The sequence below is a fragment of the Leptospiraceae bacterium genome, assembly GCA_015075105.1.
Taxonomy (GTDB): domain Bacteria; phylum Spirochaetota; class Leptospiria; order Leptospirales; family Leptospiraceae; genus JABWCC01.
The window spans coordinates 428,479-442,354 of sequence record JABTUZ010000002.1; the positions used below are offsets into that span (position 1 = coordinate 428,479).

The window sequence follows — 13,876 nt, forward strand, 5'->3', positions numbered from 1 at the left end:
AATTTTTAATTATTATAAAAAATTGCAGTAGTAGTATAACCAAGAAATATAACCATAAGAAAAGAAGTTACAACTGACTCTCTTGTAGTTTTCCCTACACCTATAGCACCGTTAGTCGTACGGAGTCCATGAGAACATGCAATGGTTGAAACAGTAACTCCAAATATAAAACCTTTCAATACTCCGATATATAAATCCTTCAACCCATTTATTGAAGCAATCCTTGTAACTACATCGTCAAAATATATTTTGTATTCAATACCCAATTGAAAATGTCCGATTGCCGCACCTCCGAGTATTCCTAAAATCGAAGAGTAAACACAAAGCACAGGCACCATCACAGACAATCCCACAATTCTCGGCATTACCAGATAACGTACCGGATCAATCGACATTACTTCTAATGCGTCAATCTCCTCTGATACCTTCATCGTACCAATTTCTGCGGCAATGGCAGAGCCTACAGAGGCAGACAAAATAAGCGCAGTCATAAAAGGCGACATTTCTCGTGTCAAAGTAATCGTAAGTAATACTCCGATTTGACCTTCTGCACCAAAGTCTCTAAGACCAAGACCTGTGTTTAGTCCCATGATCATCCCTGTGAAAATCGCGACAACCGATACCACAAAAAAACTGCCAACACCTGCAATGTACATCTGATGAATTATTTCATTTCTTTTAAAAAAAATAGCTTTAAGCTGAAAAATAGCTTTGAACAGTAGAATTAACGTATAACCTGCTCCTGAAATATAGCTAAAAATTAATTTCATCATATAACTCTTTGCATAATTATTCAGTCAGAAATAATTTACATCTTCCCTTTTTAAAACTTTTTCTTATACAATTCATCGCTAACAGATTTTTCTTCAGAAGAAATTTTTATAAACCACAAAAGTTGCAAAGATCTCTTTTCGTATTCTCTTTCGTAGCCAAATAATCCGTAAAGTATTTTTATTTTAGTTCGATGCTCTTCAAAAGATAAATCTAATAAAAACGGAATGTATATATGAAATTCGGTATCTGTCCATCTTTGTGTGTAAAGCCTCATAAATAAAGAAAATCTTCTCTCCCCATTGATGAATCTTTTGTACTCTATTATTGACCAAATCGGCTCCCAGTTTTTTTCCACTGTATCCGAACGAATCGGAAACAATGAAAATAAACTCCAGTCCATATTGCCTTCAGTGTCCTTATGGTATCTGAACAAGGGCCAAATCTTAAAATACTTATCTGTCCTCTCTTCTTTTTTATAATATTGATTCATACTCCAGACAAAAGGCAAAAAAAAGTGGTAGCTTGTTTTCACAAGGTGAGTATCTGTTCTCAAATTTAGATACAATGGTGTGATAAAAGTTGCTTCTTTTCCTGCATATCTTGAATAGCCATAAAAAGGAAAAAATATATGTTTTCTGTAATCTTTATCGTTTGAATAACCATATTGAAAAAGATAAAACAACTGAAAACTTACTTCGCCTGTTTTTTTATCGTAGCCGTAGCTAAACATTGAGCCAAGAATAGGAAACCACAAAACTGAATAACTTCGCATATTCCCGTATTCAGATTTTTTAAAATTGAAGATCGGCCATATAAAAGTATAAGATGTAGGCTCTTTCTTATCCAAGAAATCTTCACCCCATTGTACAAAAGGCCAAAAAATAGAATAATGCCTGTACTTGCCGATATGTTCCTTAATTGAAAAAAATGGAAGAACTCGATATTCTTTTCTAACCTCAGACGACCCAAACAAAGTAAGAGGCCACAAAATAGAAAATGCTTTATATTCTTTATGACTCCAACTCGAATACAAAGGAAATAAAAAGAAATTAATTTCGCTCCATGCAATTTTAGAACGAACACTTCCAAAAAAAGGAAAAAATGCAAGATACCTTTCTCTATCCGTATCACCTTTCCCCCATTGTAAAAAAGGTGATAGAATTAAATCTGTATCTTCACCAGTGTCAGGATGTTGTAGAGTGTCTTTGGAAAATAAAAATAAAAAACTCCATTTTTCCCAATAGTTTGTTTTTTCTCTGTAAAATATCGGATAAAGAAAAGTTTGGAATTTATGGTCACTTTGTTTTTCATGGTAGCTACTAAAAAAGGGTCTAATTATAAATTCAGTTTGACCTGCTCTTTTTTCGCTTTCGTACAAAAACCAAAACTGCCAATAATCTGATTTTGAACTGCCGTAGGTTTGCGTTGGGTTTTTTGCATAAACCTCTACTGCGAAACCAAATAATAAAAAGAAACAAAATACATATCTAAGAGTTTTCATAACTGTTGGTAACGGGGTAGTCGGAGCGCTGCATATTCGTCTCCAACAGTTCCATCGGTTTGTGTGATCACCTTTATATATTTTTAATTCCAAATTTCATTCATCTTTTTTTAAAAAATTTTATTTCTCTATAAAAATTTGTCTTAGTATTGAGGTAAACTATATTTATGATAACAAATATAGAATTACAAAAAATAACAGACATAGCCATGAAAACTTTTTCTTCCCCCTTGACAAATGAAGATTTTGATTTACTAAAAAGTGAAAGAAACAGAAAGATAGATCGCTATAAAAAATTAACCTGCATACTTTGGGTGAAACCGGAATCTGACCCTTTACTGATTTTTAATATACTCTATTATTTCAGTTTTCAAAATAGAATAAAATATGTTACAAGTCCAAAACCATTCAATAAATTTTTAGATAAATGTATGATGGCATCAAATAACAGAACTTTTACAAAAGACAAAAAGCCAAGATTAATCAGTATGGTTGCTGATTTAATTTGCTATTCTGAGATATTAGTCGAAAAAAATAAAATAAATTTTAATGACATAATTTTATGGAGCGAATTAAAAAAATTATAAAATTTTTCTTTTCAACTTATCTATATTTTAAAACATTCAACTTATATGAAAAATAAAAAAGCAATATTGATATTTAACCCGGGAAGCGGTAAAAAAAAATCACCAGAAAGAGCCTTGGACTTTTCCAACCATTGGAATAATCGTTTTGGATCAGAAATTAAACTGAGGGCCACGAAATCTTTTTCTGATATTCGAATCAGCTCTTCCGAAAACTCAGATTATGACATAATGATTTTTATGGGTGGAGACGGGACTTTAAGCGAATGCCTCCAAGGGGTTTGCGAGAAAGAAAAATTTAAGCCTCTAAAAAATCCTGTTGGTTTTTTACCAGGAGGTACCGGAAATTCATTTCTTCGAGACTTTGGAATTTCTACTTATGAAGAAGGGCGAGATGCGTTACTTGATGCAATTCAAAAAAACCAATCTATAAATGTGGACTTGTCAATTGTTTCCTATCTTTCCGAAGAAAATAAAAAACCTTTGAAAAGAGTTTGTTTTAATATTTTTGGCTTAGGAGTAATTCCGGACGCAGCAGAAACGGCGATTAAAATGAGATTTCTTGGAGACTTAAACTATTTAGTCGGAGTTTTAAAAAGTGCATTCACTACAAAAAAGCTAAACACAAAAGCAAACATTGACGGTAAAGAAGAGTTTTTATCTTGCAAGGCTCTTAGTATAAATAACTCCAGATATACCGGTGGGGCTATTGAAATTGCGCCCGCAGTTCGAGTGAATGATGGTAAATTATTTTTAATGATACCAGAAGAAACAAGCCCACTCGCAATGTTGAATTTATTCCCTATGATTATGAAAGGAAAACACTTAGATCACCCTAAGGTCAGAACCGAATTCATTAAAGAAGCACAGTTTATAAGAGACGATTCATTTTTAATGAATATTGATGGCGAATTAGAAAAAGGATTCAATCCTAATATAAAAATTCAACCTGATTTCTGGAAACTTTTTATGCCTAAAGGACGAGTTTAGTGTCTCCTATAAAGGAAAAAATTTTTTCTCTTATAAAAGAATTTGTTTATAGATACTCTGAGGAAGAATTCACACTCGCTTCAGGAAAAAAGTCACACCATTATTTTAATTGTAAAGAAATTACACTCTACCCTGACCGACTTTCTATCCTTGCAGAATATTTCGTAAAGGAGCATATTCCTTCTATTCTGCCAAGCCCACCTGAATCAGTCGGAGGACTTACGTTAGGTGCAGACCCTATCAGCTATTCAATTGCACTAGAATATTCAAAATCAAATACAAAAGTTTTTCCACTCGTAGTTAGAAAAGAATCAAAAGACCATGGAACAAAAAAAGAAATAGAAGGAGCAATTCAACTTGTAAAATCCTGCTTAGTCATTGATGATGTAATTACTACCGGTGGCTCGACTATCAAAGCTGTAGAATCTCTTCGTCGTGCAGGACTTGTGGTAGATAAAGGAATCTGTATTTTAGATAGAGAAGAAGGTGGAAACGAATCTCTATCTTTAATTGGTATAAAAATGTTTCCTATTTTTAAAAAAAGTGATTTTATATGAATGGTATTTTCTATTACGACATTAATTTTTTCAAAAAAAGACTTCTTCAAAGAATGGGAATTATTGGATTAATCTATCTTTCATTTCTTGTTACAAACTATATCGGAGTCCCACAAGAAAATAAAATAGAATTCCTAAAAATTTTTCTACCCATCAGTGCTTTACTTGGATTTTTCTTCTATAGAAATTTTCAAAAACAAATGAAGATTGTCCGTGCAGGAAGAATTGAAATCGACGGAAGTATTTTAAAACAATACGCAGGAACTAACGGCAATTGTTTAGAGTTAAATTTAAAAGATACCAAATCAATTTCCAAAGATAGTTATCGATCGTATTCTAGATTATTATTAGAAACAGAAGAGCACGAATATTCTTTTCTAAATCTTGCAGATATGCCAAAATTTGAAGAACAAATCAAGTCAATCACCAATCTAGAAATCCAAGAGGCTAACTTTTCACTTAAAGACATACTAAAAAAAGCTATTACTTACTTTACGCCTTCGTTTGTTTGTGCATTTTTAGTATTTTATCCAAAAACAAATATTGATATTAAAATATTATTTTTAGTTATTAATATAAATGCGATTTTTTTTGTTAGAAGTATGACCGAGCACAAATCTAATTCTAAATTCATCACAGATAAAGGAATTCAAAGAACTATCCTTGGGCTTATAATTTTGGTAATAATTCAAATAATTGTTTTCGCAGTGCAGGTTTATTTATAACAGAATTACTAAACTATTTACGATATCGTGCAAAGTAGTTGTCAATTTCTGGTCGTAGTTCTACACCAACTTTTTCAAAAATGTCTAAGAGTTGTTTGTATGTTCCTTGTCCGCCAAGAAAATCCCAAAATTCTTCTGCAACTTTCAATTCGCTTGGTAAGTCTAACATTCCTGCCATTGTCCAACGTGAATAAGGTTTTGGTTCGTAAGGATTGTAAGGAATTGCAATTAACGTATTGATTTTTGCTTTTGAATTTTCAGATAAAACACAAGCTGTCCATTCTAAAAGTGTTCGCTTATATTCTTTGAAACCGCCTTTGTTTGGCTTTGCAGTTTTGATGTCAAACAAGTAAAATTGGTTGTCGTGACTTTGCAACCAAATATCCACTTTGGTTGGTTTCACAGTTTTCATTGTTCCTGTTTGTGCAACTTTTCTAATCGCTTCAATTTCGTCTAACTTTTTTGGTTTTGAATTGACAGCTGTCAAGTCGTCCATAATGTCTTGGATAACTCGTTGTGCTTTTTCGCTGATTTTTGTTCCTGCAGTGGCTTGTGATTTCGCTTCTTTAAAAGTTGTTGACGCTAACGCCAATGCAACAGGTTCAAAAATACTTGTTCCGAAATTTGTGTTTAGCGAATGAATAAATGAGAACAACGCCATTCTGTCCTTTCCCAAAAGTCTTGTATGAAAAGGCATTGAAGCGGGTTCTGGTTTATAGTTTTGAAATTTATTTCGTAAACTATTTTTCAAAACTGTATCAACTTGATTTATTTGTTGTTTAGTTAATGCCATTTTTTAATTTCATTTTAGTTCATAATGTTCTAAAATAGGCTGCTCTAAAATAAAGAAATCTAATTTGTTTTCTCGCTCTCTAAAGGTGCCGTATTGTTTCAAATCTAAAATCGCTCTTTCCAACATTTCAAAAGTTTCATCATCATCTAAATACTTAAAACTAAATGCGGAAATTTGCTCTACAATTTTATCTTTTGAATTTTCAGTTTCTAATAACGCTGCTTCTTTATTTGAATACAAATTAGAACCCCAAACCTCTACATGTCCTACATTAAAACTTACATAAAAACACTTTTCGTTCTTCATACTACTTACTCTTTAAATGAAAAATTATTTCCGAATACGCTCCTTTGTCCTTTTCAGTTCGGTTTAATACAGGTCGTTTGAATTGATTAACGATTTTCATTCCTGCGTTTTCGGCAATAGTCGGATACATATTGTATTTGTCGTTTGCTACTAAAAAAATGTCGTAGTCGTCTGCAAGATATTTTTTTGCATTGTTTAAAACGTCCGAAATTCCTTGTATATAACTCTGTTTTGCTTCTTTGCCTTGTCCTTTGAAAAGCGGACCGATTTCTAATTCGTCTTTGCGTTCAAAGCCAAATAAATCGTAAGCGTAAGCGTGTTGCTCGTGATAGTCAATTAAACCAACGTAAGGTGGTGATGAAAAAATGCCTTTGATTTTTTTCTTTTCAGCTAATTCTGCAAACGCTGGATTTTGTTTTTTGAGTTGAGTAAAAATATCTATCGTTCTGCTATCGCCTGTTAAACAAGTTTGAAAAGTTTCTGTTCGTAATTTGTCAAACTGTGCAAGTCGTTTTACTGTATCTTTGCTGTAAGTTTCCAACCATTTTAATATTGAAAAAAGTGGTTTGCACATTTTTCCGTGCTTAGAACAATAATAAGTTGCAGTAATGGGTTCAACAAGTGTAGCTAAATCAGCGTGTGTAGTTGCTCTGCAACTACGAATTGTGCGACTTAGAATTACGCTTACAATTTTCTTCGTGTTCGTATTTTTAATTTTTTTGATTTCGCTAAACACAAATTCTATTTCTTCACGAATGTGTTGCGAATACCATTTGTCTAAAAAGTTGTCAGCTTTGTCTTGGCGTAATTTTATGTTGTATTGTTTTACGAGTTTATTGTATGTCGGCAAAAATTCTTTTTCTTTTTCCGCACCGTATTCTTTCTCATTGATGTTGCCTTGTCGCAAATTGTATTTGTAAGTGGTTGCGGGAAAATATTTGTTGTTGAACTCGTAGAGTTCTTGCAACAATTTTGCTTCAAATTCGGTTATATGGGAATTTTCAATAAACGATTTCAATGCTTTTGAAATGCGATTGATTTCGTTTTGAATGTCGGCTAAATCATACTTTGTTACCTTGCAATTCCCAATTAAAGCGTTGAAAGCTGAAACATCAATGCCGACTGCGTTCATTCCTAATTCGCAACTTTGCACCATCGTTGTGCCGCTTCCTGAAAATGGGTCAAGCACAATGTCGCCTTTTTTGAAATACGTTTCAGTTTTGAAATTGTCGATGTGATTGTCTAAAAAATACTCAACCAACTGAGGAATAAATTTGCCTTTGTATGGGTGTAAACGATGAACGTGTTTTGTCGTTTCGGCTTCTTTGTATTGGTCAAACGATAAAGCCCAATTCAAATCTTCGCCAAGTTGGTCTTTCCAAGAATTTTCACGTTGTCCGTTGTAGGATTTGTAATAGTTTACAAGGTCTTGCAACGCAATTTGCGTTGAGCCGTTTTCGCCAATTTTCTTAATTCGTCCGTACTGAATGAGATAGGAAATGTTAGCGGTCGTAACGGTTTTGCAAGTGTGCTGTGTCGCCCATTCGCTTGCTTCTTTTATGGTCAAAAGTTTAGATTGTATTCCCATTTTTACCTTTTCTTAAAAACTATATTTATGACGCTACTGCAAAAACCCTTTCAGGGCTTTTTACAACGCTAGAAAATGGCACTTTTATTGGCTTTTTGAACAATTGCTTTTTCAAAAAACGACTTTTTGCAGGTACGCCATTTACAAAAATCCACTATACAAATTTATTGCAAGTTAAAACTTTCAATCTTCTTCAAATATTAAACTTCCTATTATGTTAAGAATTTTTAGGGAAACTAAATTTTTTTAATCGTAGAATTTTCAAGAAGTTCTCCAAAAATCGAATTTGAAACAAATCTCCTAAATACCTGAATTCTTCTATATCCAAAAAATTTTCCCGCATTTTCTTTCATGTAAGAGTCAATATCTAAAGATTCACCTATCAACCCTTTTCTTGTAGAGGCTCCTTGGTCATACAAATTTTTATAATAGGCTCTAACAAACTGAACTCCTTTTGAAAAATGAATATAGGAATCAACTAATGAATCACTTATATCTAAGTATTTTTCATTCCAATATCTGATAATCAAATATTTTACAATATTTTCTGGAAAAATTTTGGAAAGTGAATTTTTCTCAACACAATAAATGTGTCCAAAGTTACGACGACTCATATCTTCCAAAATAATATTATATATTACAACAGGCCCAATATGATATAAAAAAACATGTGGCTCATCAGTCGCTTTGGGAAAATCTTTTTCACCCAAGTTAGTAGTAATAAAATCAAAGAGAGCTTTAATTACTTGTTCGTATCTCGCTCTTTGAGTGTGCCCAGAATTTTTTCTTACCATTGCAGATGCAAGTGTAGGGGGGGTATCAAACTCACCAGGTTTCAATGAAACAAAACTAGAGTAATCAAATTTTTCATATTCTTTAGTTAATTCAGATTGCTCTACTTCCAAAACGTATGAGTCATTTTTATTCCATTCTTTTGTGCCGACCACACGAGTTCGGAAACTCAACTTACGTTCGTTTTTAACAGAGGGTATTTCAGGTTTTTCAAAAATAATAATTTTTTCTACAGGTTGTATCTTCTCTTTAACTTGAACATTAAAAAGATTCGATATATTATAATCCTTATCAAGCTTATACGCAATGTTAGAAACTAAATTACTTGAGGTGGTTTTTTCGGACTCTATGATTTCGCATTGATAGTGTGTTTTCAATTTAGAAAGAAATTTTTCTGTAGATTGATCTAATAAATTAATTTTATTTAAAATTTTTGTTTTAATAATCTCTTCAATGTTGGCAGTTTCAGGAATTTTTCTAAACTCTTTTAATCTTGATTCAAAAATAGGCCAAGTGGATAACGTAATTTTTGAAAAAGACGAAATATTTTCAAAATAGATTTTTACCTTACAAAATTCTTTTTTTGAATCTTTTATATTTTCCGAAGGAAATATTTCTTTATATTTTCTCTCTATTTCTCTCTGAATTATTTTTGCAGAAAGAATTGAAATCAATTTATCGTAAGCATCTTCTACTTCTTTGAGTGGAGATAAAAATTCATATTCATGTTTTTGGATTATTTTATTAGCTTGAATGGGTATAGATCGACTATCAAATAAATTGCGAATTGATTTTGTACATTCTTTATGAAAAGAAAGCGCAACAGAAGGGTCTATAGAAATATCGACTGCAGTTGGAATAGCATCAGGAAGATTAGGAAAGTCTAATCCTCCACTCAGTGAGCCTCCCTGTTCAACAACCAGATCCGATAATGGGTCATCATCTTCAAAGAATTCCATCTAAGGAGTTTTCTCCTTACTTCAAATAACTACCGGAGCAGGATTCAAATTTTCTGGATCATTTTTTACTTTATCTACCTTTTTTTTGGTAACAAGATCCGGTGAAGATGAAAGTATTGTATTTAACTCTTCAGAATTAATTGTTTCTTGAACAAGCAGAGCTTTTGCAAGTCGATCTAATTTTTTATTGTTCTTCTTAATCAAATCTCTACCTTTATTCAGACATGACTGAACAATTGTTTTTACTTCTTCATCAATCATTGCCGCAAAATGCTCACTATAAAATTTACTCGGATGCGACATGTCTCTCGCTAAGAAAACATTTTCATTTCCGCCACTATAATTAATCGTGCCTAACTTCTCAGACATTCCCCATTCGCAAACCATTTTTCGAGCAATATTAGTCGCATGTTGAATATCGTTACTTGACCCTGTTGAAGGATTTCCAAATTTTAATTCTTCAGCAATGTATCCACCCATCGACATTACAATTTGATCTAACCAATAATTTTTAGGATGAATGTGTTTTTCTTCAGCCGGCAAAGATTGAGTCAATCCAAGTGCCCTCCCTCTCGGAATAATTGTAACCTTATGTATTGGTTCAGTAAACGACAAAAGAGTCGCAAGAATTGCATGGCCGGCTTCGTGAAAGGCAATAACTTCTTTCTCTTTTTCAGAAATAAAAAATGATTTTCTTTCAGGCCCCATCATGACTTTATCTCTTGCATTTTCTAAGTCTTCTTGAGTTACCCTTTTTTTATTTCCTCTTGCAGCTAGTAAAGCTGCCTCATTAATCAGGTTAGCCAGATCTGCACCTGTAAATCCTGGAGTCCCTCTTGCAATCGAATTTAAGGATATATCAGAAGTCAAAGGCACTTTCTTAACGTGAACTTTTAGAATTTCTTCTCTACCATTTACATCGGGTAAATCCACAATCACCTGACGATCAAATCTACCCGGGCGTAAAAGTGCCGGATCCAAAACATCTGCGCGATTGGTTGCAGCCATTACAATCACACCTTCATTCTCTTCAAACCCATCCATTTCTACAAGCATCTGATTGAGTGTCTGCTCTCTCTCGTCATGCCCTCCACCAAGTCCTGCCCCCCTCAATCTTCCTACAGCATCTATCTCATCAATAAATATTATACATGGAGCATTTTTCTTACCTTGCTCAAATAGATCTCTAACTCTGGATGCCCCAACCCCTACAAACATTTCTACAAAGTCAGAACCGGATATGCTAAAAAATGGAACTCCCGCTTCTCCTGCAACTGCTTTTGCAAGAAGAGTTTTTCCTGTTCCGGGAGGTCCCACAAGAAGAACACCTGTAGGGATTCTTGCACCAATAGACTGAAATTTTTTAGGATCTTTTAAAAAATCAATCATCTCGGAAAGCTCTTGTTTCGCTTCTTCGCAACCGGCAACATCTCCAAATGTTACTTTTACTTTTGGATCCATGTTTAATTTAGCTTTGCTCTTCCCAAAAGAAAACGCTCTGTTTCCAGTCGATTGCAACTGACGCATCATAATAAACCAAATAATACCAAAGGCAAGAATCCATGGAATGATTGAACCAATTGCATTCAGAAAACGATTCTCTTCTGATGATTTTGCTTGAAAAGAGTGGTTTGACTTTCTTAGTTTTGCTAAAATTTCAGAGTTGATCGGAGCAATATTTGTCCGAAACTGTTTAGGTTTATTATCTTTAGAATTATCCGGTAGATACCAGCCCTCGATGATTTCCTTTTCGATGACTAATTGCTTTTTTTTTTTTCCTTCAGATTCCACTATCTTACCGATAGGTTTTTTACCATCAACCGGCTCAAGCATGTTTAAAAAATCAGAATACGATATTTCTGTCACTCTGGTATCTAACCTTTCCGGTCTGTACCAAAATGCTAAAATTAACAAAACTACAGAAAGGATGAGGATTACATTTTTAACATTTTTATTCATCTAATTACTCCGAATATTAGACCACTGAAAAAGCCAACTTTAGTCATGATTTCTTTTAATTTCATATTGTATGGATAGGTTTACCTGTTCCGACAAGAATAGCAAGTTATAATTCTGGAATTTTTCGCTTTAAAGTTTGTATTTTTCAATTACTTCATCAATATCTCCGAGACTAATAGAGCGTATTGCTGCTTCTGCATCATTAATAATATCAATCAACTTCAAATTTTCCATAGGGTGGAAATCTTCTTTTAAAAACTTTTCATGTTCCCCTACTTTAAATTGATTATTTTTAATTCCAATCCTGATTTTTATAAAATTAGATGACCTTAGCGATTGAGCGACAGAGGCTATCCCTGCGTGTTCCGAATCAGAATTCCCTTTTTCAATTACAATTTGTCCAAGAGACAAGGTGTAGTCTTCATGAATCACAACAATATCTTGGACTTTTATCCTTAAAAAAGAGGCGATGTACAATACAGACTCTCCGGAGAGATTGCTAAACGTTTGGGGCTTTAAAAGAACAACCTCGTCTCCTTCAAAAAAACCCCTTCCAATCATAGACTTCTTTTTTTTGGTTTTAATCTCCAGACCAATATTGCTCGCAATCACATCTAAAATTTTAAAACCAATATTTGCCCGATTATTATTGTACTTGTCTCCCGGATTTCCCAAACCTACTATAAGTTTAATGTTTGCAGAAGATTTTGGCTCTAGCATAATAATATTAGATTATTTTTTCTTTGCTGCCGGAGCTTTTGCCGCAGGCTTATCAGCTGCACCCGCAGGAGCTTTTGTATCCGATCCCTTAGATTCAGTTTTTTCAGCAGCAATTAAAGCTCTTGTTACATTCACAGACGTAATAATCGGATCCCCATTGATTAAAACTTCCCAACTTTTTGGAATTTGAAGTTGACTTACTTTTATACTGTCTCCTATTTCCAAATCAGTAACATCCAGAGTAATAGTGTCTTTCATTTCTTCCGGTGTCATCTTCACTTTTAGTTCATGGATTAAGTGCTCAAACTGCCCTCCGGACTTAGATCCTTTTGCAATTCCAGTTGTTAAAATATTTACTTTTGCTACAACTTTTTTGCCCGGAGTTACCTGATAAAAATCAATATGTCGAACTTTGTTTGTTCCCGGAAATCTTTGAATATCTTTTACATACACATTTGAACTCGCTCCGTCTATATCTAATTCAAACAATGTCGCCTGACGTATTCCCGATGCTAATAAATGATCCAATTCTGTTTCCACCATGCTTGCAGGTGTTGATTTACCTCCACCGATGATATTCACGGGAACTCTACCACTGGCTCTCAACCTATTGTTTGCATTTTTTCCTGTTTCGGTTTTCTTGATTGCTTTGATTGTTAGTTTACTCATATTGTTTTTCCTTATATTTATTATAAAAATAGCGAGCTGATTGATTTTTCATCGTGAATAATTTTAATAGCCTTTGCAAAAAGTGGCGCAACTGAAAGCACTTTTATTTTATCAATTTTTTTGCCTTCGGGAACCATGATTGTATCCGAAAGCACTACCTCTTTGAAATCTACCTTATTCAAACGATTGATTGCTTCTCCAGACAAAACTCCATGGGTAGCACAACACATAACAGACAGAGCCCCACCTTCAAGAAGAGCGTTTGCTGCTTTACATATTGTACCTGCTGTGTCTATCATATCGTCTAAAATTAAACAATTCTTGTCTTTGATTTCTCCGATTATATTCATCACCTCAGACTCATTCGCCTGTGGTCTTCTTTTATCAATTATGGCTAAACTTCCATTTACTTTTTTGCCGAGAAATCTTGCTCTTTCAGCTCCTCCTGAATCAGGGGATACAATAACTAAATCTTCTATCTTCTTTTCTAAAATATACTCAACTAAAACAGGTGCAAAAAATAAATGATCGACCGGAATATGAAAAAATCCTTGTATTTGATCTGCATGAAGATCCATCGTAAGTATTCTATTTGGACCAACAGTTTGAATAATATCTGCGACAACTCTTGCAGAAATCGGCACCCTTGGCTCAACTTTTCTGTCTTGTCTTCCATAGCCATAATAAGGTATAACTGCAGTAATTCTTCTGGCGGATGCCCTGCGAAGCGCATCAATAATTAAAATTAATTCCATGAGATGATCGTTTGCCGGAAAACTCACTGACTGAACTACAAAAACATCTCTACCTCGTACGTTTTCTCCAACTTTGACAGAAATCTCTCCATCAGAAAATTTTTTCACAGTAATTTTGCCATTAGGAATTCCAAGGTGAGAGCAAATATTCTCTGCCAAGAGTTTGTTAGAGTTCCCTGAAAATAACGCTATATCCTGACCCAT

14 protein-coding genes are annotated in these 13,876 nt (G+C 33.7%); 4 read left to right on the forward strand and 10 right to left on the reverse strand.

What is annotated here, in order from left to right; genetic code table 11:
• Window positions 1–5 precede the first annotated feature (5 nt).
• Together HS129_11990 and HS129_11995 are read right to left on the reverse strand one after the other, a co-directional pair.
• Window positions 6–773, reverse strand: a complete 768-nt coding sequence (locus HS129_11990; GenBank protein ID MBE7412758.1) for an ABC transporter permease — start codon at window positions 771–773, stop codon at window positions 6–8.
• 50 nt (window positions 774–823) lie between these two features.
• Complete coding sequence (locus tag HS129_11995) at window positions 824–2,152, reverse strand: hypothetical protein (protein ID MBE7412759.1); 1,329 nt, start codon at window positions 2,150–2,152, stop codon at window positions 824–826.
• 290 nt (window positions 2,153–2,442) lie between these two features.
• Between HS129_11995 and HS129_12000 the strand changes: the two genes are divergently transcribed.
• The 4 genes from HS129_12000 to HS129_12015 are packed head-to-tail and all read left to right on the forward strand — an operon-like array spanning window position 2,443 to window position 5,131.
• The gene (locus tag HS129_12000; protein MBE7412760.1) at window positions 2,443–2,862 is read left to right on the forward strand and encodes a hypothetical protein; all 420 of its coding nucleotides are present in this window, start codon (window positions 2,443–2,445) and stop codon (window positions 2,860–2,862) included.
• A 45-nt stretch (window positions 2,863–2,907) separates the two neighbouring features.
• Entirely contained in the window at window positions 2,908–3,849 is a 942-nt protein-coding gene (locus tag HS129_12005) for a hypothetical protein (protein MBE7412761.1), read from the forward strand.
• 8 nt (window positions 3,850–3,857) lie between these two features.
• A complete protein-coding gene (gene pyrE / locus HS129_12010) occupies window positions 3,858–4,406 on the forward strand; it encodes an orotate phosphoribosyltransferase (protein MBE7412762.1) in 549 nt (182 codons plus the stop codon).
• The gene (locus HS129_12015) at window positions 4,403–5,131 is read left to right on the forward strand and encodes a hypothetical protein (GenBank protein ID MBE7412763.1); all 729 of its coding nucleotides are present in this window, start codon (window positions 4,403–4,405) and stop codon (window positions 5,129–5,131) included. The genes pyrE and HS129_12015 overlap by 4 nt, the downstream gene beginning before the upstream one ends.
• A gap of 13 nt (window positions 5,132–5,144) precedes the next feature.
• Here the strand turns inward: HS129_12015 and HS129_12020 are convergent, their stop codons facing one another.
• The 8 genes from HS129_12020 to HS129_12055 form a co-directional block, all read right to left on the reverse strand.
• The gene (locus tag HS129_12020; GenBank protein ID MBE7412764.1) at window positions 5,145–5,924 is read right to left on the reverse strand and encodes a TdeIII family type II restriction endonuclease; all 780 of its coding nucleotides are present in this window, start codon (window positions 5,922–5,924) and stop codon (window positions 5,145–5,147) included.
• A 9-nt stretch (window positions 5,925–5,933) separates the two neighbouring features.
• Window positions 5,934–6,230, reverse strand: coding sequence for a hypothetical protein (locus HS129_12025; protein MBE7412765.1), 297 nt, complete (start codon window positions 6,228–6,230; stop codon window positions 5,934–5,936).
• Between the two features lies 1 nt (window position 6,231).
• On the reverse strand, window positions 6,232–7,818 hold the full coding sequence (locus HS129_12030; protein ID MBE7412766.1) for a site-specific DNA-methyltransferase: 1,587 nt from the start codon (window positions 7,816–7,818) through the stop codon (window positions 6,232–6,234).
• 236 nt (window positions 7,819–8,054) lie between these two features.
• A complete protein-coding gene (locus HS129_12035; GenBank protein ID MBE7412767.1) occupies window positions 8,055–9,569 on the reverse strand; it encodes a hypothetical protein in 1,515 nt (504 codons plus the stop codon).
• Between the two features lie 21 nt (window positions 9,570–9,590).
• Entirely contained in the window at window positions 9,591–11,528 is a 1,938-nt protein-coding gene (locus HS129_12040) for an ATP-dependent zinc metalloprotease FtsH (protein MBE7412768.1), read from the reverse strand.
• A 129-nt stretch (window positions 11,529–11,657) separates the two neighbouring features.
• Entirely contained in the window at window positions 11,658–12,221 is a 564-nt protein-coding gene (locus HS129_12045; protein MBE7412769.1) for an aminoacyl-tRNA hydrolase, read from the reverse strand.
• Window positions 12,222–12,260: 39 nt separating this feature from the next.
• The gene (locus HS129_12050; protein MBE7412770.1) at window positions 12,261–12,917 is read right to left on the reverse strand and encodes a 50S ribosomal protein L25/general stress protein Ctc; all 657 of its coding nucleotides are present in this window, start codon (window positions 12,915–12,917) and stop codon (window positions 12,261–12,263) included.
• 20 nt (window positions 12,918–12,937) lie between these two features.
• A complete protein-coding gene (locus HS129_12055; GenBank protein ID MBE7412771.1) occupies window positions 12,938–13,876 on the reverse strand; it encodes a ribose-phosphate pyrophosphokinase in 939 nt (312 codons plus the stop codon).

Excerpts from the sequence above, each read along its gene's own strand:
- HS129_11990 (MBE7412758.1), bottom strand. The coding sequence starts at position 773 with ATGATGAAATTAATTTTTAGCTATATTTCAGGAGCAGGTTATACGTTA.
- HS129_12000 (MBE7412760.1), top strand. The coding sequence starts at position 2,443 with ATGATAACAAATATAGAATTACAAAAAATAACAGACATAGCCATGAAA.
- HS129_12005 (MBE7412761.1), top strand. The coding sequence starts at position 2,908 with ATGAAAAATAAAAAAGCAATATTGATATTTAACCCGGGAAGCGGTAAA.
- HS129_12015 (MBE7412763.1), top strand. The coding sequence starts at position 4,403 with ATGAATGGTATTTTCTATTACGACATTAATTTTTTCAAAAAAAGACTT.
- HS129_12020 (MBE7412764.1), bottom strand. The coding sequence starts at position 5,924 with ATGGCATTAACTAAACAACAAATAAATCAAGTTGATACAGTTTTGAAA.
- HS129_12025 (MBE7412765.1), bottom strand. The coding sequence starts at position 6,230 with ATGAAGAACGAAAAGTGTTTTTATGTAAGTTTTAATGTAGGACATGTA.
- HS129_12030 (MBE7412766.1), bottom strand. The coding sequence starts at position 7,818 with ATGGGAATACAATCTAAACTTTTGACCATAAAAGAAGCAAGCGAATGG.
- HS129_12035 (MBE7412767.1), bottom strand. The coding sequence starts at position 9,569 with ATGGAATTCTTTGAAGATGATGACCCATTATCGGATCTGGTTGTTGAA.
- HS129_12040 (MBE7412768.1), bottom strand. The coding sequence starts at position 11,528 with ATGAATAAAAATGTTAAAAATGTAATCCTCATCCTTTCTGTAGTTTTG.
- HS129_12050 (MBE7412770.1), bottom strand. The coding sequence starts at position 12,917 with ATGAGTAAACTAACAATCAAAGCAATCAAGAAAACCGAAACAGGAAAA.
- HS129_12055 (MBE7412771.1), bottom strand. The coding sequence starts at position 13,876 with ATGGGTCAGGATATAGCGTTATTTTCAGGGAACTCTAACAAACTCTTG.